This is a genomic window from Candidatus Pyrohabitans sp. (genome assembly GCF_054014795.1).
In genome coordinates, this window is the sequence record NZ_JBPMGE010000028.1 from 23086 (window position 1) to 46891 (window position 23806).

General features: G+C 53.4%; 32 protein-coding genes. 26 read left to right on the forward strand and 6 right to left on the reverse strand.

Going from position 1 to position 23806, the window contains the following annotated elements; genetic code table 11:
* Positions 1 to 8: 8 nt before the first annotated feature.
* Both ACXJJW_RS03195 and ACXJJW_RS03200 read right to left on the reverse strand, forming a co-directional pair.
* Positions 9 to 1145, reverse strand: a complete 1137-nt coding sequence (locus ACXJJW_RS03195) for a formate--phosphoribosylaminoimidazolecarboxamide ligase family protein (RefSeq protein WP_456474283.1) — start codon at positions 1143 to 1145, stop codon at positions 9 to 11.
* A gap of 2 nt (positions 1146 to 1147) precedes the next feature.
* Positions 1148 to 1639, reverse strand: a complete 492-nt coding sequence (locus tag ACXJJW_RS03200) for a multiprotein bridging factor aMBF1 (protein ID WP_456474284.1) — start codon at positions 1637 to 1639, stop codon at positions 1148 to 1150.
* A 76-nt stretch (positions 1640 to 1715) separates the two neighbouring features.
* On the opposite strand from ACXJJW_RS03200, the gene endA reads away from it, so the two are divergent.
* Positions 1716 to 2213, forward strand: a complete 498-nt coding sequence (endA, locus tag ACXJJW_RS03205; protein ID WP_456474285.1) for a tRNA-intron lyase — start codon at positions 1716 to 1718, stop codon at positions 2211 to 2213.
* A 3-nt stretch (positions 2214 to 2216) separates the two neighbouring features.
* Here the strand turns inward: endA and ACXJJW_RS03210 are convergent, their stop codons facing one another.
* Positions 2217 to 2462, reverse strand: a complete 246-nt coding sequence (locus ACXJJW_RS03210) for a hypothetical protein (protein ID WP_456474286.1) — start codon at positions 2460 to 2462, stop codon at positions 2217 to 2219.
* 106 nt (positions 2463 to 2568) lie between these two features.
* Between ACXJJW_RS03210 and asd the strand changes: the two genes are divergently transcribed.
* From asd to ACXJJW_RS03315, 21 genes are all read left to right on the forward strand, one after another.
* Complete coding sequence (gene asd, locus ACXJJW_RS03215; protein ID WP_456474311.1) at positions 2569 to 3618, forward strand: aspartate-semialdehyde dehydrogenase; 1050 nt, start codon at positions 2569 to 2571, stop codon at positions 3616 to 3618.
* Position 3619: 1 nt separating this feature from the next.
* Positions 3620 to 4603: an AAA family ATPase gene (locus ACXJJW_RS03220; RefSeq protein ID WP_456474287.1), complete on the forward strand. Its 984-nt coding sequence runs from the start codon at positions 3620 to 3622 to the stop codon at positions 4601 to 4603.
* On the forward strand, positions 4604 to 5491 hold the full coding sequence (locus ACXJJW_RS03225; protein WP_456474288.1) for a DUF58 domain-containing protein: 888 nt from the start codon (positions 4604 to 4606) through the stop codon (positions 5489 to 5491).
* A gap of 1 nt (position 5492) precedes the next feature.
* Positions 5493 to 6425, forward strand: a complete 933-nt coding sequence (locus tag ACXJJW_RS03230) for a VWA domain-containing protein (RefSeq protein ID WP_456474289.1) — start codon at positions 5493 to 5495, stop codon at positions 6423 to 6425.
* 8 nt (positions 6426 to 6433) lie between these two features.
* On the forward strand, positions 6434 to 7450 hold the full coding sequence (locus tag ACXJJW_RS03235) for a cobalt-precorrin 5A hydrolase (RefSeq protein ID WP_456474290.1): 1017 nt from the start codon (positions 6434 to 6436) through the stop codon (positions 7448 to 7450).
* A complete protein-coding gene (locus tag ACXJJW_RS03240; protein WP_456474291.1) occupies positions 7443 to 8240 on the forward strand; it encodes an RAD55 family ATPase in 798 nt (265 codons plus the stop codon). Before ACXJJW_RS03235 ends, ACXJJW_RS03240 begins: the two co-directional genes overlap by 8 nt.
* A gap of 498 nt (positions 8241 to 8738) precedes the next feature.
* Positions 8739 to 9107 carry a 50S ribosomal protein L7Ae gene (rpl7ae, locus tag ACXJJW_RS03245; RefSeq protein ID WP_456474292.1) on the forward strand — a complete coding sequence of 123 codons (369 nt, stop codon included), beginning with the start codon at positions 8739 to 8741 and terminating at the stop codon, positions 9105 to 9107.
* Positions 9108 to 9112: 5 nt separating this feature from the next.
* Positions 9113 to 9334: a 30S ribosomal protein S28e gene (locus ACXJJW_RS03250; RefSeq protein WP_456474293.1), complete on the forward strand. Its 222-nt coding sequence runs from the start codon at positions 9113 to 9115 to the stop codon at positions 9332 to 9334.
* 8 nt (positions 9335 to 9342) lie between these two features.
* Complete coding sequence (locus ACXJJW_RS03255; RefSeq protein WP_456474294.1) at positions 9343 to 9513, forward strand: 50S ribosomal protein L24e; 171 nt, start codon at positions 9343 to 9345, stop codon at positions 9511 to 9513.
* Between the two features lie 3 nt (positions 9514 to 9516).
* On the forward strand, positions 9517 to 9969 hold the full coding sequence (gene ndk / locus ACXJJW_RS03260; RefSeq protein WP_456474295.1) for a nucleoside-diphosphate kinase: 453 nt from the start codon (positions 9517 to 9519) through the stop codon (positions 9967 to 9969).
* Positions 9970 to 10016: 47 nt separating this feature from the next.
* Positions 10017 to 11795 (forward strand): translation initiation factor IF-2, encoded by a 1779-nt coding sequence (gene infB / locus ACXJJW_RS03265; RefSeq protein WP_456474296.1) that lies wholly within the window; start codon positions 10017 to 10019, stop codon positions 11793 to 11795.
* A 22-nt stretch (positions 11796 to 11817) separates the two neighbouring features.
* Positions 11818 to 12219: a 30S ribosomal protein S6e gene (locus tag ACXJJW_RS03270; RefSeq protein ID WP_456474297.1), complete on the forward strand. Its 402-nt coding sequence runs from the start codon at positions 11818 to 11820 to the stop codon at positions 12217 to 12219.
* Between the two features lie 15 nt (positions 12220 to 12234).
* On the forward strand, positions 12235 to 13449 hold the full coding sequence (locus ACXJJW_RS03275; RefSeq protein WP_456474312.1) for a translation initiation factor IF-2 subunit gamma: 1215 nt from the start codon (positions 12235 to 12237) through the stop codon (positions 13447 to 13449).
* Between the two features lie 2 nt (positions 13450 to 13451).
* Positions 13452 to 13835: a type II toxin-antitoxin system VapC family toxin gene (locus ACXJJW_RS03280; RefSeq protein ID WP_456474298.1), complete on the forward strand. Its 384-nt coding sequence runs from the start codon at positions 13452 to 13454 to the stop codon at positions 13833 to 13835.
* A 13-nt stretch (positions 13836 to 13848) separates the two neighbouring features.
* Positions 13849 to 15897: a sodium-translocating pyrophosphatase gene (locus ACXJJW_RS03285; RefSeq protein ID WP_456474299.1), complete on the forward strand. Its 2049-nt coding sequence runs from the start codon at positions 13849 to 13851 to the stop codon at positions 15895 to 15897.
* A gap of 33 nt (positions 15898 to 15930) precedes the next feature.
* Complete coding sequence (locus tag ACXJJW_RS03290; RefSeq protein ID WP_456474313.1) at positions 15931 to 16515, forward strand: DNA-directed RNA polymerase; 585 nt, start codon at positions 15931 to 15933, stop codon at positions 16513 to 16515.
* Positions 16516 to 16517: 2 nt separating this feature from the next.
* Positions 16518 to 16709 (forward strand): transcription elongation factor subunit Spt4, encoded by a 192-nt coding sequence (gene spt4 / locus ACXJJW_RS03295; protein ID WP_456474300.1) that lies wholly within the window; start codon positions 16518 to 16520, stop codon positions 16707 to 16709.
* A complete protein-coding gene (locus ACXJJW_RS03300) occupies positions 16709 to 17233 on the forward strand; it encodes a GTP-dependent dephospho-CoA kinase family protein (protein ID WP_456474301.1) in 525 nt (174 codons plus the stop codon). Before spt4 ends, ACXJJW_RS03300 begins: the two co-directional genes overlap by 1 nt.
* Positions 17234 to 17242: 9 nt before the next feature.
* A complete protein-coding gene (locus ACXJJW_RS03305; RefSeq protein WP_456474302.1) occupies positions 17243 to 17593 on the forward strand; it encodes a 30S ribosomal protein S24e in 351 nt (116 codons plus the stop codon).
* 9 nt (positions 17594 to 17602) lie between these two features.
* A complete protein-coding gene (locus ACXJJW_RS03310) occupies positions 17603 to 17761 on the forward strand; it encodes a 30S ribosomal protein S27ae (RefSeq protein ID WP_456474303.1) in 159 nt (52 codons plus the stop codon).
* Positions 17762 to 17817: 56 nt separating this feature from the next.
* Positions 17818 to 19080, forward strand: a complete 1263-nt coding sequence (locus ACXJJW_RS03315) for a 3-isopropylmalate dehydratase large subunit (RefSeq protein WP_456474304.1) — start codon at positions 17818 to 17820, stop codon at positions 19078 to 19080.
* A gap of 157 nt (positions 19081 to 19237) precedes the next feature.
* On the opposite strand, the gene ACXJJW_RS03320 is transcribed toward ACXJJW_RS03315, so the two are convergent.
* Together ACXJJW_RS03320 and ACXJJW_RS03325 are read right to left on the reverse strand one after the other, a co-directional pair.
* A complete protein-coding gene (locus tag ACXJJW_RS03320; protein ID WP_456474305.1) occupies positions 19238 to 20053 on the reverse strand; it encodes a CheR family methyltransferase in 816 nt (271 codons plus the stop codon).
* Complete coding sequence (locus ACXJJW_RS03325; protein WP_456474306.1) at positions 20050 to 21066, reverse strand: protein-glutamate methylesterase/protein-glutamine glutaminase; 1017 nt, start codon at positions 21064 to 21066, stop codon at positions 20050 to 20052. Before ACXJJW_RS03325 ends, ACXJJW_RS03320 begins: the two co-directional genes overlap by 4 nt.
* Positions 21067 to 21202: 136 nt before the next feature.
* Here ACXJJW_RS03325 and ACXJJW_RS03330 point away from each other — a divergent pair, with 136 nt between their 5' ends.
* On the forward strand, positions 21203 to 21922 hold the full coding sequence (locus tag ACXJJW_RS03330) for an RAD55 family ATPase (protein ID WP_456474307.1): 720 nt from the start codon (positions 21203 to 21205) through the stop codon (positions 21920 to 21922).
* Here the strand turns inward: ACXJJW_RS03330 and ACXJJW_RS03335 are convergent.
* A complete protein-coding gene (locus ACXJJW_RS03335) occupies positions 21915 to 22256 on the reverse strand; it encodes a hypothetical protein (RefSeq protein ID WP_456474308.1) in 342 nt (113 codons plus the stop codon). The two genes, ACXJJW_RS03330 and ACXJJW_RS03335, sit on opposite strands and share 8 nt — an antisense overlap.
* Positions 22257 to 22357: 101 nt before the next feature.
* Here ACXJJW_RS03335 and ACXJJW_RS03340 point away from each other — a divergent pair, with 101 nt between their 5' ends.
* From ACXJJW_RS03340 to ACXJJW_RS03350, 3 genes are all read left to right on the forward strand, one after another.
* Positions 22358 to 22852, forward strand: coding sequence for a hypothetical protein (locus ACXJJW_RS03340; RefSeq protein WP_456474309.1), 495 nt, complete (start codon positions 22358 to 22360; stop codon positions 22850 to 22852).
* A gap of 161 nt (positions 22853 to 23013) precedes the next feature.
* The gene (locus tag ACXJJW_RS03345; protein WP_456474310.1) at positions 23014 to 23682 is read left to right on the forward strand and encodes a flagellin; all 669 of its coding nucleotides are present in this window, start codon (positions 23014 to 23016) and stop codon (positions 23680 to 23682) included.
* A gap of 44 nt (positions 23683 to 23726) precedes the next feature.
* A partial coding sequence (locus ACXJJW_RS03350) for an archaellin/type IV pilin N-terminal domain-containing protein (protein ID WP_456474314.1) occupies positions 23727 to 23806 on the forward strand: 80 nt, incomplete at its 3' end.

Here is a 23806-nt window from a genome sequence, read left to right on the forward strand (position 1 = left end):
GTCCTCACCTACGTAACAATCTCTTCAACTCTGTGAATCTTCACGGCCTCTTCAATTTCCATCATGACAAGGTCAAGGGGGTCCTCTATTCTCCGGCGGTACTTGAGGCTGAGGTTGCGCATCTCCGGCGATGTGGGCCCCATCGCGGGGTCGCCGGGCACACGCGGCGAGACGTCGAAGACCACAAATTCCAGGGTTTTGTTGTCCTGGGGCGAATACGCTATTGCCCCTTGGAGGGAGAAGGGACCTATCATCTTGGGCGGGTACTCCTTTTCTACCACTCTGCGGAAGCGGTAGGCGGCATCGTAGACAAGGTGCTGCTTGCTTTCCCGCATTGTTATGCCGTAGTGACCTATCTCCTCGTTGGTCACAGGTACGCGAATCTTCAGCTGGTCCCTTGCCGGGAGATTGAGGAATCCCTGAAGGTTGACCTGCCTCCTGTCTGAAAAGCCCACCAGGTCAAAATCGCCAAATATGTCCTCCAGGGCATAGCCCTGGAAGTTGGCATTGAACCTTGCGCCGAGCACATACTCCTCTATTCTTGCTTTGCTGAGCGTTTCCTGGTTTATTATTCCCTGCTTGAGGAGTTCCTCAGCCTGGCGATAGTAGTCTTCAGGCGAATCGGCATAGAAGAATGCCCTCTCCAGCGGGTTGGCTGCCTGCTGCACCTTTACGATGCACAGCCTGTCTATGTCCTCCGGCTTTTCAAAGTGCTTTGGCGTGCGAATACCTGCCTTTTTAAGCAGGTAGTACTGTCCGCGCTCATCTTCACGGTCCTCGGCACGGAGGATAAAGCGGTTGCCGTAGAGGGGCACGCGGAACTCGCCCTCGATTCCGTCATAACCCACATACACCGCAAAGGAGCGATTGGGTATAAAGATGGTGTTGAGCTCGCGGAGGCGCTCCTGCACCTCCTGGTTGAGCATATCCCTGAAGCGCTCCACTGTTATTATCTCGTCATAGAGGTGGCGGTTGTAGGTGGTGTAGAGCTTCTCCCTGCCCTTCTGCACCACAATTACAGTGCGAAAGCCTGCCGCCTTTGCAGCAATCCCAATCTCCTTGGCAGAGTGGGAGCCGAAGATGCCTATGGTAATCTCGCCATCATAGTTTGCGGCGATTTTCTGAATTTCCTCTCGTTTTAGCATAGCTACGACCCCTTCTTCTTTATCTTTATTATGTCGCCAATTGTGAGTTCTCCTTTGGCCTCGCCCGAGGCGGAGTACTCCCCCTCTTCAGAAATCTCCTCCAGGAGTTTTATGTCCAGCGCCCTTTCAAGCTTCTTTGCAATTTCCACGCTGGGTTTCATCCTCCCGGACTCGAGGCGCGCTATTACAGACACCTTCTCATTTATCTTTCTGCCCAGGTCCTCCTGGGTGAGTTTTCTCGCCTCCCTCGCGTGGCGTATTATTAGACTGTAGTCCTCCACAATCTCGATTACTGGCTTGCGCTTGGCACCGTAGGGATACTTCCTTCTGGTCAGGGAAACCCCTTTCCCGGGCTCCCTCCTTGGCATGCGTGACCAGCTCTTTGTCTCCCTGCCGAAGCGCGCACACTGCTTGCAGGTCTTCATCTCTGTGCCTTCGATTACAACTGAGATGGGCTTTCCCCAAATTTTGCGCCCGCACACTTCACACTCCATACTGAGGCCTTCCTGAAAAACTGACGGGTTAATATCTGTGGAGTATTTTTAAATATTTTCCCGTGAATATAGGGGTATGAAGGGCTACCTTTTAGAAGACAGGGTGATTCTCTCTGACCCAAAGGCAATTTCCAGGTTGGTGCAGAAGGGCTACGGGAAGAAGAGCAGCGGCAAACTCTATCTGTCGCTGGTTGAGGCTCTCTACCTTGTGGAGAAGGGCAAACTTGAGGTGTTCAGCGGGGAGCGCGCTTTAAGTCTTGAGGAGCTCCTCGGCTCACCGGAGGAGGACCTGTTTATCAGGTATGTGGCGTATCGTGATCTGCGTGAGCGCGGCTATGTTGTGAAAACCGGCTTCAAATTTGGCTCCCATTTCCGTGTTTATGAGCGCGGGGCTTACCCCGGGGAGCACTCCAGCTTTCTTGTGCATGCGGTGCGCGAGGACAGTGAGCTTAGCTTCACAGAACTCGCCCGCGCAGTTAGACTGGCACACGGGGTTAGGAAAAGGATGCTATTCGCCGTGGTGGATGAGGAGGGTGATGTTACATACTATGCGGTGGAGAGGGTGACGCCGTGAAAGTCAAATCCTGAAGCTGTGGAACGTCTGCCATGTGCTCTTGAGCCTCAGGGCCCTGATGGTGTTTTCAAGCTCCTCATCCTCCAGCTCCCTGAGGGTTTCATCGCTTATTTTAAGGGCTAGCTTCTCCATGCGCCTGAGGAGGGAGATGTACTCTCTGTCAATGCTGTGGTACTCCCCCTTTAGATTCTCAAATTCTCCCAGCAACTCCTTCAGCCCTTCAACCAGCTTCCTCTGCTCCTCCTCCATCCATTGTCTATGTACATAAAAACCATTTAAATGTGCCGACGTTACGCTTTAGCATGCCTTAAACACTTATATAAGAGTCCTGATGATTTAGAGCAAGGTGGTTGTCATGGATAAGTACAGCGTCGCAGTTTTGGGAGCAACTGGAATGGTGGGACAGCGCTTTATTCAGCTGCTCGCGGAGCACCCCTACTTTGAGCTTACCTGCGTAGCAGCTTCGGAGCGGAGCGCGGGTAAGCGCTACGCAAGCGCCGCGAAGTGGTACCTCAGGGGTGATATTCCAGAGGCTGTAAGAGACCTTGAGGTGGTGCCTGTCTCGCCCCGCGAGGTTCATGCAGATATAGTCTTCTCTGCTTTACCGGGCGGTGTTGCCAAGGAGGTTGAGCCGGAGTTTGCCAGGGCGGGCTTCATCGTCGCCAGCAATGCCTCTGCATACCGCATGGCCGAGGATGTGCCTCTGCTCATCCCCGAAGTCAACCCGGAGCATCTCGACATGATAGAGGTGCAGCAGGAACGCAGGGGCTGGGATGGTGCGATAATTACCAACCCCAACTGCTCCACGATAATGGCGACGCTCACCTTCAAGCCCATCTACGACGCCTTTGGCATCGAAGAGGTCGTGGTTACGACGATGCAGGCCCTCTCCGGCGCAGGCTACAACGGCGTTCCCAGCATGGCGATAGTTGACAACCTCATCCCCTACATAGCAAAAGAGGAGGAGAAGGTTGAGACCGAGGCGCTGAAGATTCTGGGCAGGTTCAACGGCGCTGAGATAGAGCAGGCAAGCTTTGAAATTTCCGCCTCCTGCAATCGCGTTGCTGTGCTCGACGGACACACGGAGGCGATTTTCCTGCGCACCTCGCAGGAGGCGACGCCTGAGGAGATAAAGCAGGCGATGCGAAGCTTTAGAGCCAGGCCCCAGGAGCTTCGCCTGCCCACCGCACCGCCAGAGCCGATAATCGTGCGGGAGGAGCAGGACCGTCCGCAGCCCCGCCTGGATAGAAACGCAGGCAACGGCATGGCTGTGACAGTGGGCAGGGTTAGAGAGGACAGGATTCTCGGCGTGAAGTACATGGCTATGGGGCACAACACAATACGCGGTGCTGCCGGAGCGAGTGTGCTCAATGCCGAGCTTCTGGTAAAGACGAGGAAGCTGTGAGATGACAGCGGCGGAGCTCAACCAGGAGGCAAAAGCGAAGGCAAAGCTACTTGGCTATGTGCTCAGAGAGGTGCACAAGGTAATCGTTGGCCAGGAGCGTGTGCTAAGGCGCCTGATGCTCAGTCTCCTCAGCGATGGCCATGTTTTGCTGGAGGGCGTGCCGGGTCTGGCAAAGACGCTAATGATACGCACCTTGGCGAAGACTCTGCGCTGCGACTTCGCGCGGGTACAGTTCACCCCCGATTTACTGCCCGCCGACCTGGTGGGCACAAAGATATATAACCAGGCGACGGCGGAGTTCGAGACAAAGCTCGGCCCCATCTTCACGAACATTCTGCTCGCAGACGAAATAAACCGCGCGCCGCCAAAGGTGCAGAGCGCTCTGCTTGAAGCGATGCAGGAGAGGAGTGTTACCATAGGCGGCGAGAGTTATACACTGCCCAGACCTTTCCTTGTGCTGGCGACGCAGAACCCCATAGAGCAAGAAGGTACATACCCCCTGCCGGAGGCGCAGGTGGACCGCTTCATGTTCAAGGTGAATGTGACCTATCCGAGCGATGAGGAGGAGCTTGAGATAATCACCAGGCACACCTCGGGTGAGGAGATAGAGGTGGAGGCGATACTCACCCCTGAGGACATACTCCAGCTTCAGAGCCATGTGCGCGGAATTTACATCGCCGATGAGATAAAGGAGTACATAGTGAGGATAGCCTTTGCCACACGCAACCCATCGCGTTTTGGTCTGGAGGAGCTTTCGCCCTACATCCAGTACGGTGCCTCACCTCGAGCGTCGATATTCCTCGCCCTCGCCGCGAAGGCCAATGCCCTGCTGGAGGGCAGGGGCTATGTTATACCCGACGACGTAAAGGCGATAGCCGAAGATGTGCTGAACCACAGGCTTATCCTCACCTATGAGGCAGAGGCTGAGGAGGTTTCCTCAGGCGAGATAATAGAGAAGATTTTGAGCGCCGTAGAGGTACCCTGAGTGGAGCCAAGGGAGATTCTGAGGAAGGTAAGGGATATAGAAATCAGGACACACAGGATAGTGGACACCTTCCTGGCGAGCAGGTATCGCAGCACCTTCCGTGGCAAAGGCATAGAGTTTGCGGAGGTGAGGGAGTACCAGTACGGCGATGATGTACGCTACATTGACTGGCGGGTTACGGCCAGGTTCGGGAAGCCCTATGTCAAGGAGTTTGTTGAGGAGCGGGACCTGCTGGTGGTTGCCGTGGTTGATGTCTCAGCCTCCTGCGATTTTGGTACTGGTGCGGCAACGATGAGGGAGCGGGGCATTGAGGTCGCCGCCACTCTGGCGTACTCCGCCTTCAAGCACGGCGACAGGTTTGCGCTTCTTCTGGTCTCCGACAGGGTGGAGAGCTACCTGCCGCCACGAAAGGGCAGGGGTCATGTTTACCGCGTCGTCAGGGAGCTTGTGTATCTTAAGCCCGGGAGTCGGACCACGAAGCTGAGCTCAGGTCTGGAGTTTCTGCGGCGCGTGCTGAAGGAGCGTGCCATAATCTTCATAATCTCTGACTTCTTTGACCCCTCGCTGGAGGAGGCGGTGAAGCAGATGCGGCGCCTTTCTCTGAGGGGCTGCGACGTCATTGCGGTGAAGCTGAGCGATGAGCGAAATTATACCCTTCCAGATGTTGGTCTGGTGGAGGTGCTCGACCCTGAGAGCGGCGAGCGCCTTGTTGTCAACACCTCCCGTGAGGAGTTCAGGAAGGCCTACCTCCGCAGGGCCCTCGCCCAGAGCCATCGCGTGAAGGAGATGCTGCGAAGTGCTGGGGCTGAGATTATAGAAATAGACACCTCTCAGGATGTGCTCAAGCCCCTGCTTCGATTCTTTGTGCAGCGTATCAGGAGGCGCTAGGATGGAGTTTGCAGCTCAGGAGAGGCTCTTCCTGCTCCTGCTCATACCCGCCTATGGGGTCTTCTACTACCTCTCGCTTAAGCGCAGGCGCAGAGTGGCGCTGAAGTTTGCGAACTTCGAGATGCTGCGCAGACTCACGATGCACGGCAAACCAGTGTACGAGAACTACATCCCCCTCGTCCTGCGCCTTATTGCGCTCACCCTTTTAATAATCGCCCTGGCAAAGCCCATGAGTGTGATGAAGGTGGAGACCACCAGCAGTGATATCGTCCTTGCTATAGATGTCTCGGGGAGTATGCGCGCCACAGATTTTGCACCAAATCGTCTGGAGGCTGCGAAGAGCGCAGCCCTGGTTTTCGCCTCAGAGCTGAAGCGAGGCGACCGCCTGGGCGTGGTTACCTTCTCCGGCGTGAGTTATGTGGCGGCGCCCCTGAGTGACAGCCTGGATGAGGTCAGGCAACGCATCGCCGGCATAACCTTTGGACGCGAGGACGGCACTGCAATAGGCGACGGGCTTATAGCTGCCTCGAGTATGCTCGCCGGCAGCGAGGGCAGGAAGCGCGTTGTTGTTCTGCTGAGCGACGGCGAGAACAACCGGGGAATTGCGCCTGAAGATGCGGCGATGTATGCCCAGAGCCTCGGGATAAGGGTTTATACTGTGGGCATAGGCTCGCCCTCCGGCTTTATCCCGGGTACCCTTCAGCCCGTGGGTCTGGATGAGGAGACACTGAAGAGCATCGCCCAGCTTACCGGCGGCGAGTATCACTTCGCCTCGAGCAGCGAGGCTTTGCGGGATGTTTACCGTGAGATTGCCAGAAGTATAACCTTCGAGGAACGCAGAAGTGATATCTCAGGCTATTTTCTCGCAGTGGCGCTTGTAATCTTCATCATCGAGTTTGGGCTGGCGGCGACGAGGTACCGCACCCTGCCCTAGGTGAGCTTATGAGGATTGCTGTGGTCTACCTTACGGAGAATGGAGCAAGGCTTGCGGAGCGCCTTGCAGGCGCGCTGCCGGAGCACAGGGTGGAGGTCTTCGGGAGGCACGGGGGCTATGGCAGGGAGCTCTCTGAACCGCTTTCGCGTTTCTTTGGCAGAACACTGCGCAGCTACGATGCGCTGGTGTGCATAATGGCTCTTGGAATAGTGGTGCGCAGCCTTGCAAAGCATCTCAGAAACAAGCGCACCGACCCGGCGGTGGTGTGCATCGACGAGCTTGGCAGGCATGTGATAAGTGTTGCCTCTGGGCACAGAGGAGCCAATGCCCTTGCGGGGCTTATTGCAAATCGCATTGGAGCGACGCCCGTGATAACCACCTCCACGGATGTGCAGGGCTTAGCATGCGTTGAGGAGATTGATGGACGGTTTGGCGCCGTAGAGGAGGGCGATGTGAAGGCGGTTAATGCGGCGATAGCCAACCATCGCCGCGTCGCTATTTTTACGGAGCTGGCGATAGATGTGGAGCCCTTTGAGAGGTATGGCATTGAAGAGCTTGAGAGCGTGGAGTGCGATGCGTGCATTGTGATTACCAGCAGGCTGGTCTCGCCCCCTTCAAAGCCCTATGTGCTTCTAAGGCCAGAGAACCTCATCCTTGGCATAGGTGCCAGGAGGGGAATTGAAAAGGAGGAGGTGCTGAATGCGATTGAGGCTGCGCTGCGCGATGCTAAGCTGAGCAGGGCGAGTGTTAAGGCTCTTGCCACGATACCCAGGAAGGCAGAGGAGCCGGGGATTGCTCAGGCTGCCGCCTCACTGGGCGTGCGTGTTGTTTCTGTTCCCGTCGATGAGGTTAAGCGGGTGGAGGAGCACTTCCGGGGCAGCGAGCTGGTGAAGCGCAGCGTGGGCGTGGCTGCAGTGGCAGAGCCCTGCGCCTACATAGCCTCTGGCGGAGGAAAGCTCCTCCTGGGCAAAAGGGCCTATGGCAGGGTTACAATAGCAATAGCTGAGGAGGTGAGGGATGCTTAGCTCAGGCATAGCTGAACTCGACCGCATGCTGGGCGGAGGCTTTATCCCTGGTACCAGCGTGGTGGTGCTTGGTGCTACCGGGATAGGAAAGACCCATCTTGGCCTGAGCTTTGCAAACGCCGGCTTGGAGCAGGAGGGGAAGCGGGGTGCAGTTCTCGACCTTACCCTGCGGGGCGATTCCCAGCGCCATCGCGAGTATGCCCGGCGCCTCTACCGCTGGACTCTTGAGGAGGTGCAGGGCGAGCTCGAGCCCTTCTCCCTGGGTGACGGACGGCTGCTTCGCCTTTTAGAAGGCGAGGATGCGCAGTCCGAAAGTGCCCTCAACCGCAGCCTTGCAAGGCTGCTGCGCTTCCTGTACGGCAGCTTCGCCTGCGGTGTCAGGCGCCTGGTGGTGGATGGGGTTGAGCCCCTGGACACAGCGCCTCTGCAGGGAGATGTGCTCTCCTATGTGCAGCGGATGGTGCGCAAGAGCCATGACTGGCTCGCACGCGAAGCGCTGAGGGAGCGCTTCTTCGCCAGCCGCGAGCTTGTGGCTGGGCGAAGCTACGACGCGGGCGGGATAACCACCCTCTACCTGGTGACCACACAGGAGAGCCTTCTCAGCGAGCTTATTAAGCGCGGGCTGAGCAGCTCTGGTTTGGAGGCCAACGCAACAACAGTTATCCTCATGGGGAGGATTATGGCTGGAGGCAGGGTAAAGCGCGCTCTCTACGTGGCGAAGCACCGCGGCGCCGGGTGCAGCGACGAGATAGCTGAGTTCAGAATCACAGAGCGCGGGATAGAGATGTAGCCGAGAAAAAGGCGATATTGTTGTTCCTGTGCCCTTTCACAATGGATACCTTCGTCACACCGCAACTTCGTTGTGGGTAACTTCGTCACCCTTACTTCGTTCGGGTACTTCGGCATCCTATCGTGCTTCGCACGAAACGGATAACTTCGTCACCCTCACTTCGTTCGGGTAACCCTGCTCAGAGTCTGGCTTTTCATCATATAGGAACCCTTTTCCGCCGCCAGAATACTCCCCCTATCCGGTGAGGAAGGGGTAATAGGGGCGGGTGCGGCGCCCCTATATCAGGTGGCTCTTAAGCTCATCATCGCAGGTGATATAAATGAGAAGGTTAACGAACTTGAGGATTACAGGGTCTCAACCACTTACACCCTCTCCACCCCTCACAGTAACCTTTAAAAAGGATGAGGATGAAGTTATCCCACCCTTTGGGGAAACTTTTTATAGATGTTAACCAAGCATGGCTGAGTTGTCATGATGCCGATGAAAGGAGGTAGATGAATGGCTAAAATGTATGTTCGATTTGAGACTCCAAAGGAGCTGGCTGATAAGGCTTATGAGGCGATTGAGCTGGCGAGAAGTACAGGTAAAGTGGGCAAGGGTACCAACGAGGTTACCAAGTACGCGGAGCGCGGGCAGAGTGTGCTCGTTGTGATAAGCGAGGACGTTGAGCCCGAGGAGATTGTTGCCCATCTGCCAGCGCTGTGCGACGAGAAAGGCATACCCTATGTCTATGTGCCCAGCAAGCATGAGCTTGGCAAGGCGGTTGGCATAGAGGTTGCTGCTTCAGCAGCAAGCATAATAACTCCCGGCAAGGCCAAGGAACTTGTGGATGAGATTGCTGATAAGGTGAAGGCCCTCAAGAAGTGATAGTCATGGTGAAGGAAGAAGAAACCAGTGGCTTTGCAGCAGAGGTTGTTGAAGTCATTGGCAGAACAGGGATGACAGGTGAGATTCTCCAGGTTAAGGTGCGCATCCTCGAGGGAAGGGACAAGGGTAGGATAATCCGCAGGAACGTCAAAGGTCCCACCAAAGTAGGAGACGTAATAATCCTCATGGAGACAGAGCGCGAGGCGCGCGAACTCAAGGTGCCGTAGGTGGTATTATGGAAGCCAGAGAGTGCTCCTTCTGTAAACGCCGCATAGAGCCGGGCACAGGGAAGCTGTTTGTGAAGAAGGACGGAAGCATACTCCGATTCTGCTCCAGCAAGTGCGAGAAGAACATGCTCAAGCTGAGGCGCAACCCTCGCAAAATCAAGTGGGTTCGCAGGGGTTAGAGCATGGAGAGAAGCTTTCTGATGGTCAAGCCGGATGGCGTGGTCCGTGGTTTGGTGGGCGAGATTATCTCCCGCATTGAAAGGCGCGGACTGAAGATAGTTGCGGTGAAGATGCTCAGGATAGAGCGCAAGCTTGCGGAGCAGCACTACGGTGAGCACCGTGACAAGCCCTTCTTCGAAGGCTTAATAGGTTACATAACCTCAGGTCCAGTTGTGGCGATGGTGGTTGAGGGCAGAGATGCGATTAAAGTGCTGCGGAGCATGATAGGTGCCACAAATCCTCAGGAAGCTGCTCCCGGGACAATACGCGGCGACTTCGCCCTGGACGTGGGGCGCAATGTGGTGCATGCGAGCGATTCCCCAGCTTCGGCAGAGCGCGAGATACCCCTGTTTTTTGATGAGAGTGAGATTCTGAGCTACTCCCGTACAGATGAGGAATGGGTATACGAGGAGTAGCTATTTATATGAAAAGAAACCAGCGCTGAATTATAAGGCGAGGTAAGATGATTCGTCAGCCCATAGTTTCAGTTCTCGGCCACGTGGACCACGGCAAGACAACCCTTCTGGACAGGATCAGGGGCAGCGCCGTCGCAGCCAGAGAGGCAGGTGGTATAACCCAGCACATAGGCGCGACGGAAATTCCAATAGAGGTAATTGAAAAGCTGTGTGGCGGGCTGCTGAAGCAGCTCAGCATAGGGCTCACCATACCCGGCCTGCTCTTCATAGACACACCCGGCCACGAGGCTTTCACAACACTGCGCAGGAGGGGAGGTGCTCTTGCAGACCTCGCCATCCTCGTTGTGGACATAAATGAGGGCTTCAAAGCACAGACCTTCGAGGCACTCAACATTCTCAAAACCTACCGCACACCCTTTCTGGTGGCTGCGAACAAGATAGACAAGATCCATGGCTGGCAGGTGTTTGAGAACTACCCCTTTGCTCACAGCTATGCCAAGCAGAGCGAAGCTGTCAAGGCACAGCTGGACACGAAGATTTACGAGATAGTGGGCAGGCTGTATGAGGAGGGATTTCAGTGTGAGCGCTTCGACAGGGTGCGCGAATTTGAAAAGCAGATTGCCATTGTGCCCGTGAGCGCAGTTACAGGTGAGGGCATCCCGGAGCTTCTAATGGTGCTCACCGGCCTGGCCCAGAAGTTTCTGGGCAGAAAGCTGGACATAGACACCGAGAAGCCGGGAAAGGGTACAATCCTCGAGGTTAAGGAGGAGGTGGGGCTGGGCACTACCATCGACGTTATAGTCTACGAGGGGAAGATAAAGCGCGGCGACACCATAGTGCTCGCGGGCAGGAGTGATATAATAGTTACAAAGGTGCGCTCACTGCTCAAGCCCAAGCCCCTGGATGAGATTCGTGACCCCCGCTTCCGCTTCGACCACGTCAAGGAGGTTCACGCAAGTGCTGGAGTTAAAATCGCCGCCCCAAGGCTGGAGGACTCAATTGCAGGCTCGCCCGTGGTTGTTGCCGACGCTGACGTGGAGCGTGCAGTGCAGGAGGTCAGAAGCGAGATAGAGGAGATTAAGATAACCACAGATAAGAAGGGCGTGGTGGTAAAGGCAGATACGCTGGGCTCCCTGGAGGCTCTGGTTAACATGCTCCAGAAGGCGGGGATAGCCGTAAAGCATGCGGACGTGGGTGATATTTCGCGGAGAGATGTGCTCATGGCCGAGGCGGTGCGCGAGGAAGACCCGCTTCTGGGCGTTGTGCTTGGCTTCAATGTTAAGGCAAGGCGCGATGCCGAGGCGAGGGCGCAGGACAGGGGCGTGCCAATAATAATCAACAGCGTCATCTACAAGCTCATCGAGGATTATGAGATGCATGTGGAGATGGAGCGCGCCCGCGAGCGTGCCCAGGAGTTCGAGAAGCTCACAAAGCCGGCGAAGATTAAGGTTCTCCCGGGTTATGTTTTCAGGAGCAGCAAGCCTGCCATAGTTGGAATAGAGGTACTCGCAGGCGTTGTGAAGCCGCGCTTTAAGCTTATGAACAGCGAAGGTAAGAGGGTGGGTGTTGTGAAGGGCCTGCAGGAGCGGGGAGAGAGCATACCCCAGGCGACTAAGGGTATGCAGGTGGCGATGAGCATAGAAGGTGCTGTGGTGGGCAGGAACATAAATGAGCGCGACATCCTCTTTACAGATATTCCTGAAAACGAGGCAAAATTAATAAACCAGAAGTACAGAGAATTCCTGACTGAGGATGAAGTATCTGCCTTTGAAGAAATCCTCAGGATAAAGCGCAGAGAGAATCCTTTCTGGGCTGTAGGAGAATAATTATTATTAGGAGGCTTTAGGAATGGCTGAGAAGGTTGCAACAATGGTGCTCTCGGACCCAGAGACGGGTAGAGCATACAAAATTGAGCTCGACGAGGCCAAGATGCGCAGCATAGTGGGGCGCAGGATTGGCGAGGTTATAGATGGCTCTGCATTTGGCATAGCCGGCTACAAGATTCAGCTTACAGGCGGAAGCGACAGGGACGGCTTCCCCATGCGCCGCGATGTTCATGGACGGGTTCGCCCTCGCATACTGCTGCGCTCACCCCCGGGCTTTCACCCGAGGGAGAAGGGCCAGATTCGCCGAAAGCGCGTTCGCGGCAATGTTTATGTGCCCGAGATAGTGCAGATAAACGCCAAGATAGTGGAGAAGGGTAAGAAGAGCATAGAAGAACTCCTCCCCAAGGGAGAGGAGAAAAAGTAAGAGGAGTTGGTTAGCATAGTCCAGTCTGAGATAAACATTGGCTTGGTCGGGCACGTGGACCATGGCAAGACCACGCTTACCCAGGCCCTGTCAGGGAAGTGGACAGATGAGCACAGCGAGGAGATAAAGCGGGGGATCTCCATCAGGCTGGGTTATGCGAATGTTAGCTTCAGAAAGTGCGATAAATGTGATTACTACACCACGAAAAAGCACTGTCCCAGGTGTGGTGAAGAGACGCGCTTCCTGCGTGAGGTCTCCTTTGTGGATTCCCCCGGCCACGAGACGCTCATGGCGACAATGCTGAGCGGCGCTGCGATAATGGACGGCGCCATCCTGGTAATAGCTGCCAACGAGCCGTGTCCCCAGCCTCAAACGAAAGAGCACCTCATGGCTCTGGAGATTATAGGTATTAAAAACATAGTCATAGCCCAGAACAAGATAGACATAGTTAAAAAAGAGCGCGTTCTGGAGAGCTACAGGGAGATAAAGGAGTTCGTCAGGGGTACAGTTGCCGAGAATGCGCCAATAATACCCGTGGCGGCGCAGCACGGGGCCAATATAGATGTGCTTATCCGCGCCATTGAGGAGAAGATACCCACACCCAAGCGCGACGAGAGCAAACCACCCCGGATGTACATTGCGCGAAGCTTTGATGTTAACAAACCCGGAACAAAGCCAGAGGAACTGCGCGGCGGTGTTCTGGGGGGTTCGCTGATTCAGGGCGTGCTTCGCGTGGGCGATGAGATTGAGATAAGACCCGGATACAGGACAACCGAAGCCGGTACAACCAAGTGGCGGGAGCTCACCAGCGAGGTGGTCTCACTGCACGTGGGCAAAAAGCGTGTCGATGAGGTTCGTCCCGGGGGGCTTATAGGGATAGGCACAAAGCTCGACCCCAGTCTGACAAAGGCAGATGGCCTCTCAGGAATGGTCCTGGGCAGGCCGGGTACGCTTCCGCCCACCTGGCACAAGTTCACCCTTGAGGTTCACCTCATGGAGCGGGTTGTCGGGGCCAAGGAGGAGCTCAAGGTGGAGAAGATAAAGACCAGCGAGCCGCTCATGCTCAATGTGGGCACCGGCACGACTGTGGGCACAGTCACCTCCGCCCGTGGCGATGTCGCAGAGATGATGCTAAAGATTCCCGTATGTGCTCAGCAGGGCGACCGCGTTGCAATCTCACGCAGAATAGGTGCGCGCTGGCGCCTTATAGGCTATGGAATAATTGTATAGCCATGCTTGTGCTGCTTGATTCCAACTTCCTGCTCCTTCCCTTTCAGTTTCGTGTGGATATCTTCGCTGAGATAGAGGCTTTAATAAATGCAAAACCCAGGTATGCGGTACCCGAGCAGGTGCTCTTCGAGCTTGAGCAGCTGGCAGAGAGCAGAGGCAAACTTGCAAAGTTTGCAGGAGCTGCGCTTACCCTGGCGAGACAGCGCTGTGAGGTGCTCAGCGTCGAGGCGAGGGATGCCGACGAAGCCCTGGAAAAGCTCGCTGGCAGGGGTACAATAATCTGCACCAACGATAAAGTTTTAAAGGAGAAAGTCAGAAAAAGAGGCTCGGCAGTTATATTCTTGAGAGAGCGCCAGAAGTTATCGGTTGAGGGTTACATTTGCTGAAGGAGGTAAAAGGATGGAAATAGTTATTGCTTCAATTGCGGTCAGCCTATTAGCTCTTGCTTTCGCAGGCTACCTTATAAAGGATGTGCTCCGCTACGATGCTGGTAGCGAGAGGATGCGCAAGATCGCCGGAGCGATTCAGGAGGGCGCTATGGCCTACTTAAACAGACAGTACCGCACCATAGCGATTTTTGCGGTGCTCCTGTTCATAATACTCAGCCTGGCCATAAACTGGCAGACTGGTATAAGCTTTCTGGTGGGTGCCATCTTCTCTGGGGCAGCCGGTTATATAGGTATGAATGTCTCAGTACGCGCCAATGTGCGCGTTGCCAATGCCGCCAAGCGGGGGCTCGGCGAAGCCCTGCCTCTGGCCTTTAGAGGAGGCGCCGTCACAGGTATGTGTGTCGTCGGCCTGGGCCTGCTGGGTGTGAGCATATTCTACTACTTCTTCCGGGATCCCTTCCTCATCATTGGCTTCGGCTTTGGGGGCTCCCTTATAAGCCTCTTTGCGCGAATAGGCGGCGGAATCTATACCAAAGCCGCAGATGTTGGTGCCGACCTTGTGGGTAAGGTTGAAGCTGGCATACCCGAGGACGACCCGCGCAATCCGGCGGTTATTGCTGATAACGTGGGAGATAATGTGGGCGACTGCGCGGGTATGGGTGCTGACCTGTTCGAGACCTATGCGGTTACTGCAATAGGCGCAATGCTTCTGGGCTTTGTGCTCATCCGTGACCCTGTGGCTGTGGAGTATCCCCTCGCCCTGGGGGCTGCTGCAATAGTCGCCTCCATCCTAGGCATATTTTTTGTGCGCTATGGCAATGGAAGCATAATGGGCACCCTCTACAAGGGTGCAATTGCGAGCGGCCTTATCTCAGCGGTGCTGTTCTATATTATAACTGCAAAGCTCTTCCCGCAGGGGCTGAGCTACACCGACCCGATACGGGGAAGTATAAGCGCAAGCACCGCCGACCTGTACCTCGCCGCTCTCGTTGGGCTGGGCATAACCATAGCCATGATAGTGATTACTGAGTACTTCACTTCAACCAAGTTTGCCCCTGTGCAGAGGATAGCCAAGGCGTCGCAGACTGGGCCTGCGACAAATATAATAGCTGGTCTGGCTGTGGGTTACAAGAGCACCACCTTACCTGTGCTTGTTGTCGTCGCTGGTATAATTGCCAGCTATCACTTCGCTGGCTTATACGGTGTCGCCATAGCGGCGATGGCAATGCTCTCTGTAACCGGTATAATTGTCGCGCTGGACAGCTATGGGCCAATCACAGATAACGCCGGCGGAATAGCGGAGATGGCCGACCTGCCCGAGGAGACGCGCAAGGTTACTGATGCTCTGGATGCTGTGGGCAATACCACCAAGGCGGTTACAAAGGGTTATGCCATCGGCAGCGCCGGCCTGGCTGCTCTTGCGCTGTTTGCCGCTTACCTGCAGGAGATAAGCAGGGTTGCAGAGGAGCTTGGGAAGGAGATGGACATCCTTGCCTTCAACATCGCTGACCCCACTGTGCTCGCGGGTTTGCTTATAGGCGGGCTTATACCCTTCCTGTTCGCTGCCTTTGCCATGGAGGCGGTGGGTGCCACAGCTTCCTACGTTGTGGAGGAGGTTCGCCGCCAGTTCCGGGAAATCCCTGGGATAATGGAAGGGAAGGCGGATCCCGACTATGCGCGCTGCGTTGACATAGTAACCAAAGGCGCGCTGCAGAAGATGTCTCTGCCTGCGCTTCTTGCGGTGCTATCTCCCCTGGCGGTGGGCTTCCTTCTGGGCCCCCTCGCTCTGGGTGGCCTTCTCATAGGCAGCATAATCTCTGGTTTACTGCTCGCCCTGACCATGGCAAACGGCGGCGGCGCATGGGATAATGCAAAGAAATTTATTGAAGACGGTAACTATGGAGGAAAGGGGAGCGATACCCACAAGGCTGCGGTGGTAGGCGATACCGTGGGCGATCCCTACAAGGATACCGCAGGTCCAGCGATCAACCCTCTGATTAAGGTGATGAACACCATCGCTGTGATCTTCGCACCCCTGATTGCGAGCATATATCTATAGATAAAAGGAGGAATTCCTATATTCAAGTTGGCTGTGATGAAGGAACTGGTGCGCGTTCCTCCTGAGCGCTTTGGCACTAACTTAGAGAAGACCATACTGGATATCCTCAAGCGGGGCTATGACTACCGCGGGCGCCATGAGGGCGGCTACGAGGGCAGGCTTCATCCAGAGCTGGGAATGATACTGGCTGTTACTGGAATCCGGGAGATCGAGGAAGGCAGGGTGATACCCGGAGATGGAGCAGCCTACCATCCAACAACCTTCGAGGTGCTGGTGTTCAAACCGGAGCTTCATGAGATAGTGGACGGAGAGGTTGTCGAGATAGTGGATTTCGGTGCCTTTGTGCGCTTTGCCTCCTTCGACGGCCTTGTGCACGTTTCACAGCTCACCGACGACTTCATAGTTTACGACAAGAAGCGGGGCGCGCTTGTGGGCAAGGAGACACGCCGTGCCCTTGAGGTGAATGACCGCGTGCGTGCGCGCATAGTTGCGGTTAGTCTGAATCCCGAGAAGACCAAGGAGTCAAAGATAAACCTGACCATGCGTCAGCCCGCGCTGGGCAAGTTTGAGTGGATTATGGAAGAGAAGCAGAAGTCTAAGAAAAAGAAGGAGAAGTAGAGATGCCGAAAAAGGAAAAGGCCTGCAAGGAGTGTGGTAGGCTCTACACCAGCCAGGATGTCTGCGTGTACTGCAATGCTCCCACATCACCCGACTGGCTGGGGTACGTAAGGATTATTAACCCCGAGAAGTCGGCGATTGCCCAGAAACTGGGAATTAAAGCTAAAGGTAAGTTTGCCCTGAGGATTAAGTGATGGAGGACCTGAAGCTACCTGATGAACTTCGCAGTTATCTGCGCAAGCCGATGGGAAAGCTGTTCCGCGGCGAGGGCATAGAGGCGATGAAGGCTGCGAAGGAGGAACTCGGTGAGGGCAGTCTCATCGTGGTGGGTGATGAGAGCTACCGCAATGCCCTTAAGCTTGACCTGAAGCCCAAGCTGGCGGTGGTGGACTACAGGGTAAAGCGCGAGGGTATTGCAGAGTATGAGCTTCGCGGAGAAATAAGAAAGGTGGAGAACCCTGCCGGCTGGATAACCAAGCAGCTATGGGATGCCATACATGAGGCGCTTCAGAGCGAGGGAGAGCAGGTGGTGCTTGTGGACGGCGAGGAAGACCTCGCGGTGCTTCCGTGCATAATCGAGGCAGAGTGGGGTGACGACATCCTCTATGGGCAGCCCGGCGAGGGTGTTGTTCTTGTGCATGCGGATGATGATGCCAAGTACAATGCAGCTTCACTCTTCAAGGTCATACTCAGCAAGGACGAGTGGATTAAGAAGTGAGGTGGTAGTGTGGATATAGAGATTATTGAGGAGAAGGTGAATCCACTTCTGAAAAGGGTTGAACTCAAGGTTAAGGTGAGTCACAATGGCGCCACACCGCGCAGGGCGGAGGTGAAGGATAAGGTTGTTGCCCTGAAGGATGCGAGCCAGGACCGCGTTGTGGTTGAGAGTCTGCATTCCCGCTTTGGTGCTCGCGAGAGCATAGCCAGTGTAATGGTGTATGAGAGCCGAGATGCGATGCTGAGCACTGAGGAGGAGCACGTCCTTAGAAAGAACTTCTCTGAGGAGGAGATTGAAGCCCTGAAGGCTGGCAGGGAGATTGCAGAAAAGACGGCAAAGAAGAAAAAGAAAAGTAAATGAGGCGATATTATGACACAAAAATGGAAGTACTATGAAGTTAAGGGTGATAAGCTGGAAAAAAAGCGCCAGTCCTGCCCGAGGTGTGGTGAGGGCGTTTTTATGGCGGAGCACAGCAATCGTCTTGCGTGCGGGAAGTGCGGCTACACTGTCTGGAAGGAGAAGAAGTAGGTATTTTACTCAGGGAGGGGCTTGACTAACCTTGCGGTAAGGCAGGGAGGCTGAAGATGGGCGCCACCATATCTGAGAAAATTCTTGCTAAAAAGGCTGGCAAGCGCGAGGTTTCGCCGGGTGAGATAGTTGAGGCAGAGGTAGACTATGTCATGGTCAACGACATCACGGGTTTGCCGGCCTTTGATGTTTTCCGGCGCTTTGGTGAGAAGGCAAGGCCAATTAAGGAAAAGACGGTGCTTATTCCTGACCACTATGTGCCCAATAAGGACATTCCCAGCGCTGAGCAGGCAAAGGCGATGAGGGAGTTTGCACATAAATACGACCTGCCCAACTATTTTGAAGTTGGAAGAGGCGGGGTATGCCACCAGCTTATGATAGAACAGGGTTTTGTGGCTCCCGGGAGACTTATCATTGGTGCTGATTCACATACCTGCAGCTACGGCGCTCTCGGTGCCTTTGCCACCGGAGTGGGGTCCACTGAGGCGGCAAGTGCAATGGCTCTGGGAAAGCTCTGGTTCCGCGTGCCAGAGAGTCTGCGCTTTGTTGTGGAGGGCAAGCTAGGCGAGTATGTGATGGGAAAGGATGTAATACTCCACATAATAGGCGATATAGGTGTGGATGGCGCGCTGTACAAGGCAATGGAGTTCTATGGCTCTGCCATCGAAGCCCTGCCCCTCGCAGACAGGATAAGCATAGCAAACATGGCAATCGAGGCAGGGGGTAAGGCAGGGATTATCCCTCCTGATGAGAGGGTTTTCACATACCTTAAGGGGAGGGTGCGCGGTAACTATGAGCCCGTTTATGCAGATACCGATGCAGCCTATGCAGAGACCTTCACCTACGAGGCAGAGGAAATACCCCTCACTGTGGCAAAGCCCTTCCTTCCCAGCAACACCTCACCCGTAGGTGAGCTTTGGGATATAACCATAGACCAGGCGTACCTGGGCTCCTGTACAAATGGGAGAATAGAGGACCTGCGCATCGCTGCAAAGATTCTGCGCGGGCGGAGGGTCCACCAGAATGTGCGTATGATAGTTGTTCCAGCGACACAGGAGGTTTACCGTCAGGCGGTTCGCGAAGGCCTGGTGGAGACCTTTGTCGAAGCGGGGGCATTTGTTTCGGGACCAACCTGCGGCGCATGTCTGGGCGGATATATGGGTGTTCTCGGCAAGGGTGAGCGCGCAATCTCTTCGACGAACCGCAACTTCATAGGCAGGATGGGTCACAAGGAGAGTGAGGTTTACCTGGCGAATCCAGCGGTTGTTGCAGCCAGTGCTGTTGCAGGGCGAATCGCTGATCCCAGGGAGCTGGATTAACTTTTTATTCATTCCCCTTCAGATATCGCACCGTAAGGGGACAGTTTGAGGGGCATGTTTCAGAATTCGAAAAATAATCTACTTATATAACAATTAAGATACGAATGGATACCTCCGGGGAAGTGTGGGGGAGGGGGGCCCTTATGTGCCTCACCTCCTATCTCTTTCTATAAATTCTCTCAATGTTGTTGAACACCTTAAATTTTCTTCTTGCGGGGCCTGAGAGATTTTCAGTCTTCCCCAGAATCAGAAAACCGCCCATGTTCAACGAATCGTAAAAGTCCATAAACAGCCTCTCTTTCAATTCCTTTGAGAAGTATATGACCACATTCCTGCAAATTATCGCATCCATAACCTTATATTTTCTCTCTGAGATCAAATCCTTCCGCTCAAAGGTTATCATCTTACTTATCTCATCTTTTACTCTGTAACCCTCGTCGATTCTTTCAAAATATCTTTTGAGGTACTCCCTCCTCACTCCCTTTACCTCATCCTCGCGATATATGCCACGCCTTGCCTTTTCAAGGCTGTCGATGTCTATGTCTGTCGCCATAATCTTGACCGTGAGGTCTTCTCTTCCTGTAAGCACCTCTCTTATGAGCATCGCAAGAGAGTAGGGCTCCTTGCCATCGGCGCATCCTGCGCTCCACAGGCGGAGCACCCTGTTGCCATTGTTCAGCTTAAGTCTCACCAGCTCAGGCAGCACGCTCTGCTTTATAACCTCAAAGGTCTCTGGATTGCGGAAGAACTCTGTGACATTGACGGTCAGAACCTTTGAGAGCTTTTTGCATTCTTCTCTGTTTCTCTCGAGTATCTTCAGGTACTCCCTGTAGGATGCGATGTCAAGTGCACGCATCCTTATTGCAACCCTTCTCCTCAGATGCTTTTCCTCATAGAATTCGCTGTTAAAGTCTATAATATCTTTAATTCTCCGTTTCAGCAGCGGAAAATAGTCCTGGCTTGTGGATATCATTCTTCCAACATCCTTATAATCTCTACAGGGATTTTGTAGCTGGGCACAACTACCTCTGCTGCACCCACCTCGATAGCGGCTTTTGGCATGCCAAAGACCACACAGGTTTGTTCTGCCTCAGCAATTGTCCTCCCACCCGAAGCTCTGATTTTTTTGAGTCCCTCGGCACCATCGCTGCCCATCCCGGTCAGGAGAACACCTATGGTGTTCTGCCCATAGCTCTCTGCCGCACTCTCCATGGTAATGTCCACCGCTGGCCTTACACTGTGGAGCTTTGGTCCATGAGTGAGCCTTATGCGTCCATTCCTGATGAGCATATGATAATCCCCGGGTGCAACATAGCCCATCCCCTTCTTTATGGCATCTCTATCTTCTGCCTCTTTAACCTCAAACCGGGAAAGGGTATTTAATCTCCTCGCGAAGGATGATGTGAAGCCCGGGGGCATGTGCTGAACTATAAAAATAGGCGGCATATCGGCAGGTAAAGCCTGAAGTATATCTATCAAGGTTCCAGGCCCGCCTGTGGATGCGCCGAACACAATGACTGTGTTTTCATGCCGGATTTTAGGCAGCAGATGCTTCTTTTTTCGGGAAATATAGAGCCTTCTCGGCTTCGCGTGCGCAGCCACACGTATCTTCCTCAAAAGCTCATCCTTTATCTCTTCTATGCTCATTGAGATGCTCTTTCCTCCAGGTTTGGCAATAAAATCGACGGCACCCAGTTCCAGCGCTCTTATGGTTGTTTCTGCACCCTCCTTTGTCAGCGCAGAGAGCATTATCACGGGTGTCGGCATGTGCATCATGATGTGCGCCAGTGCCTCGAGGCCATTAACGCGGGGCATCTCCACATCCATGGTTACCACGTCTGGGCGGAGCTGGCCTACCTTTTTAATGGCATCCTCCCCGTCCCTTGCTGTGCCCACAACCTCGAAGTCTGGGGAGGAGTTAACCATGTCAGAAATCAGCTTTCGCATTAGAGCTGAATCATCCACAACCAGCACCCTCTTCTTCATCCATTACCCCCTGAATTTATACCTACCTTTAGCTTAAATAAGAAATTTTTAAGATTAATCCTTCTGGATATGTTTCGAGAGATGAAAAAAAATCTTTAATTAGCCCTCAAAGAACTCTTCATAAGAGGTAGTTGAGTTGATTGCAACTCTTAGAAAATTGAAGCCTGAAAAGAGGATAAGTACCGGAGTCACAGGGCTGGATGCCCTTATTGAAGGTGGCCTGGTGCCCAACAGGATTTATGTGCTGAGCGGCCCTCCAGGCAGTGGAAAGACCACCTTTGGGGTCCAGTTTCTTGCCCGCGGTGCATGGCAGGGAGAGCGCGGGTTGTTTGTTTCTCTGATTGAGGATGTGGACAACATAGTCGCCGATATGCAGGCATTTTCTTTCAAAATCGGCGAACTAGTTAGCTCGGGAAAACTCCTCTTTATGGACCTTGGCGAGATGCTGGAAACCTCCGCAGAGTTCCCGACATACAAGCAGCTGCTCTCCAGAATTTCAGAGCATGTGAGATTGAGGGGGATTAAAAGGCTCGTTATAGACTCAATTTCTGCCGTGAAATTTATAGGCACTGACCCGAGATTTGAAAAGAAGCAGATGGGGGAGTTTGTGCGTGGACTTCAGAAAATCGGGTGTACCACACTGCTCCTCTCAGAGATGACTGATCCGGAGAGATATCTTCCGGAGCACTTCCTGGCTCATGGGGTTATTTTTCTTCACAATTTCCTCTCCAACTCACAGATGGTACGGGCGATTCAGATAATAAAGATGCGGGGAACAAAGCATGACTGCAACCTGCGCAGGCTTGAAATAACTGAAAAAGGAATAATAGTTGCCAGCCTGCTGAAGACTATCTGAAAAATCTGAGAAATTTTGGCAGGAGCACTGTTTTTACAACCTTCGTCATCGCAGGTTTTGAGATGAAGGATGGCCTGCTGATAAGTCCTATTTCAGTTCGCTTTTCAACTGTTTTACTTTCTTTTATTTTCTTTTTACGTAAAAAACCATCAAATTTACCTTTCTCATAGGCTGCCTCAACTTTCTCCAGGAATTTACCTTTCCGCGCTTCATTAAAAATCTTCTTTTTCTCTTTCCACACCCAGCTTGTCCATTCGTCGTGGGCATGGAAGCCAACCTCAAAACCAAGCCTGTAGGCTCGTAATTCCAGCTTTTCCTTTCTCTTGGCTTCCATGCTAGCTCCTTACCCAGAGGTTATAAATCTTTATTGTTTCGAGTTTCGAAAAAAAAATTATATCTTACCTTATGCTCTCTAGCCAATATTTGGTGTGAGCCTTGAATACGGGTAATCTCGGCGTTCTGGAGGTTTTCCATCGTCTTGCACACATGGAATTTGGCAGTTTTGCTCCTGTAAAGGATAGAGGGATAGATGTTGTTGGATACAACCGAAGTAAATTCATAGGCCTTCAGATAAAGACAAGCAAAAAGCACTTCGACAGATACCTGCCCAGAGGAGCACAGTACAGCTACTGGTGGGAGATTTCCCGGATGCGTCACAGGGAGATACTCGGTGAAAATGTATTCTATATATTCGTTGGGGTACATTTTGACCAGAGTGAGAGGAATGCGATAGATTATGAATTCTTTATAGTCAACACCCTGGAACTTGAAAGATTGTTTGCGGACAGGAAATTTAAATATGATTCGAAAAATCAAAAATGGCGGGTAGAGATTTACCGAGACATGCATTCAAGTAGATTTTTATCCGCATATGATGCATCATGTGATTTCTCTAATTTTTACAATGCATGGCAGCATTTAATCTATTAAAACCATATTCTGGAGGGTTGAAAATTTTATTTTTTTGTTACACACATATTTACACCACAAAATAGCAGTACCATCTGAGGTGTGGTTTCGAGGCTCGAAAAAAAAATTATATATACAATTCTAGGGGTGGTTAGTTTTAAAAACCTAAAAGGAGGGGTTTTATGAAGGTTGGGGGATTTCTAAGAAATCGCAAGGCACAGGTTGGCATTGGCACGCTGATAATCTTCATAGCGATGATTCTCGTGGCGGCGGTAGCAGCGGGCGTCCTGCTCAAGACGTCTGGCGGACTTCAGCAGAAGGCCACTGTGACGGGTGAGCAGGCCACAAAGGAGGTTTCGACTAACATAAAGGTGACCAACGTCGTGGGCTACACCAACAGCACCAGCAACAACCGAATCGACGCCATAATCCTCACTGCGCAGCTTGCCTCCGGCAGCGGTGATGTGAAGTACAGCGATATAGTGCTCACCTACCAGGAGGGCGACACCTATGTCAGCGGTATTGCATATCAGACTACTCTGAGCCTCACAGACGCGCTGGAAAGTGTCAACTCAACCGCGGATTCGCAGAACAAGGCTATCTTTGAAATCCGCAGACTCAAGGACAAGGACAGCAGCGGAAGTGAGAACACAGTCCTCGAGCCTGGAGAGATAATAGAGATAGTTTACTGGCTTGTGGACAACAGCGGTGATGAACTATCCAACAGCAATGCCCTTGCACCTGACGACGAGTTCATCATGACAGTACAGCCAAAGGCGGGCCAGACCACGACGATCAAGAAAACAGTGCCCAGTGTTATCAGCCAGCAGTACATAACAGAGTGGGGGTAGGGAAAATACTTCCCTTCTCTTCATTTTGTGGAGGTGAATGATGTATGGGTGGTAAATTTCTCAGGGACCGCAGGGCACAGGTTGGCATTGGCACTCTGATAATCTTCATAGCGATGATTCTCGT

Excerpts from the sequence above, each read along its gene's own strand:
- ACXJJW_RS03325 (WP_456474306.1), bottom strand. The coding sequence starts at position 21,066 with ATGAAGAAGAGGGTGCTGGTTGTGGATGATTCAGCTCTAATGCGAAAG.
- ACXJJW_RS03235 (WP_456474290.1), top strand. The coding sequence starts at position 6,434 with ATGAGGATTGCTGTGGTCTACCTTACGGAGAATGGAGCAAGGCTTGCG.
- ACXJJW_RS03195 (WP_456474283.1), bottom strand. The coding sequence starts at position 1,145 with ATGCTAAAACGAGAGGAAATTCAGAAAATCGCCGCAAACTATGATGGC.
- ACXJJW_RS03210 (WP_456474286.1), bottom strand. The coding sequence starts at position 2,462 with ATGGAGGAGGAGCAGAGGAAGCTGGTTGAAGGGCTGAAGGAGTTGCTG.
- ACXJJW_RS03220 (WP_456474287.1), top strand. The coding sequence starts at position 3,620 with ATGACAGCGGCGGAGCTCAACCAGGAGGCAAAAGCGAAGGCAAAGCTA.
- endA (WP_456474285.1), top strand. The coding sequence starts at position 1,716 with ATGAAGGGCTACCTTTTAGAAGACAGGGTGATTCTCTCTGACCCAAAG.
- ACXJJW_RS03250 (WP_456474293.1), top strand. The coding sequence starts at position 9,113 with ATGGTGAAGGAAGAAGAAACCAGTGGCTTTGCAGCAGAGGTTGTTGAA.
- rpl7ae (WP_456474292.1), top strand. The coding sequence starts at position 8,739 with ATGGCTAAAATGTATGTTCGATTTGAGACTCCAAAGGAGCTGGCTGAT.
- ACXJJW_RS03285 (WP_456474299.1), top strand. The coding sequence starts at position 13,849 with ATGGAAATAGTTATTGCTTCAATTGCGGTCAGCCTATTAGCTCTTGCT.
- spt4 (WP_456474300.1), top strand. The coding sequence starts at position 16,518 with ATGCCGAAAAAGGAAAAGGCCTGCAAGGAGTGTGGTAGGCTCTACACC.
- ACXJJW_RS03320 (WP_456474305.1), bottom strand. The coding sequence starts at position 20,053 with ATGATATCCACAAGCCAGGACTATTTTCCGCTGCTGAAACGGAGAATT.
- ACXJJW_RS03200 (WP_456474284.1), bottom strand. The coding sequence starts at position 1,639 with ATGGAGTGTGAAGTGTGCGGGCGCAAAATTTGGGGAAAGCCCATCTCA.
- ACXJJW_RS03300 (WP_456474301.1), top strand. The coding sequence starts at position 16,709 with ATGGAGGACCTGAAGCTACCTGATGAACTTCGCAGTTATCTGCGCAAG.
- ACXJJW_RS03345 (WP_456474310.1), top strand. The coding sequence starts at position 23,014 with ATGAAGGTTGGGGGATTTCTAAGAAATCGCAAGGCACAGGTTGGCATT.
- ACXJJW_RS03335 (WP_456474308.1), bottom strand. The coding sequence starts at position 22,256 with ATGGAAGCCAAGAGAAAGGAAAAGCTGGAATTACGAGCCTACAGGCTT.
- ACXJJW_RS03255 (WP_456474294.1), top strand. The coding sequence starts at position 9,343 with ATGGAAGCCAGAGAGTGCTCCTTCTGTAAACGCCGCATAGAGCCGGGC.
- ndk (WP_456474295.1), top strand. The coding sequence starts at position 9,517 with ATGGAGAGAAGCTTTCTGATGGTCAAGCCGGATGGCGTGGTCCGTGGT.
- ACXJJW_RS03230 (WP_456474289.1), top strand. The coding sequence starts at position 5,493 with ATGGAGTTTGCAGCTCAGGAGAGGCTCTTCCTGCTCCTGCTCATACCC.
- ACXJJW_RS03280 (WP_456474298.1), top strand. The coding sequence starts at position 13,452 with ATGCTTGTGCTGCTTGATTCCAACTTCCTGCTCCTTCCCTTTCAGTTT.
- ACXJJW_RS03310 (WP_456474303.1), top strand. The coding sequence starts at position 17,603 with ATGACACAAAAATGGAAGTACTATGAAGTTAAGGGTGATAAGCTGGAA.
- ACXJJW_RS03315 (WP_456474304.1), top strand. The coding sequence starts at position 17,818 with ATGGGCGCCACCATATCTGAGAAAATTCTTGCTAAAAAGGCTGGCAAG.
- infB (WP_456474296.1), top strand. The coding sequence starts at position 10,017 with ATGATTCGTCAGCCCATAGTTTCAGTTCTCGGCCACGTGGACCACGGC.
- ACXJJW_RS03240 (WP_456474291.1), top strand. The coding sequence starts at position 7,443 with ATGCTTAGCTCAGGCATAGCTGAACTCGACCGCATGCTGGGCGGAGGC.
- ACXJJW_RS03270 (WP_456474297.1), top strand. The coding sequence starts at position 11,818 with ATGGCTGAGAAGGTTGCAACAATGGTGCTCTCGGACCCAGAGACGGGT.
- asd (WP_456474311.1), top strand. The coding sequence starts at position 2,569 with ATGGATAAGTACAGCGTCGCAGTTTTGGGAGCAACTGGAATGGTGGGA.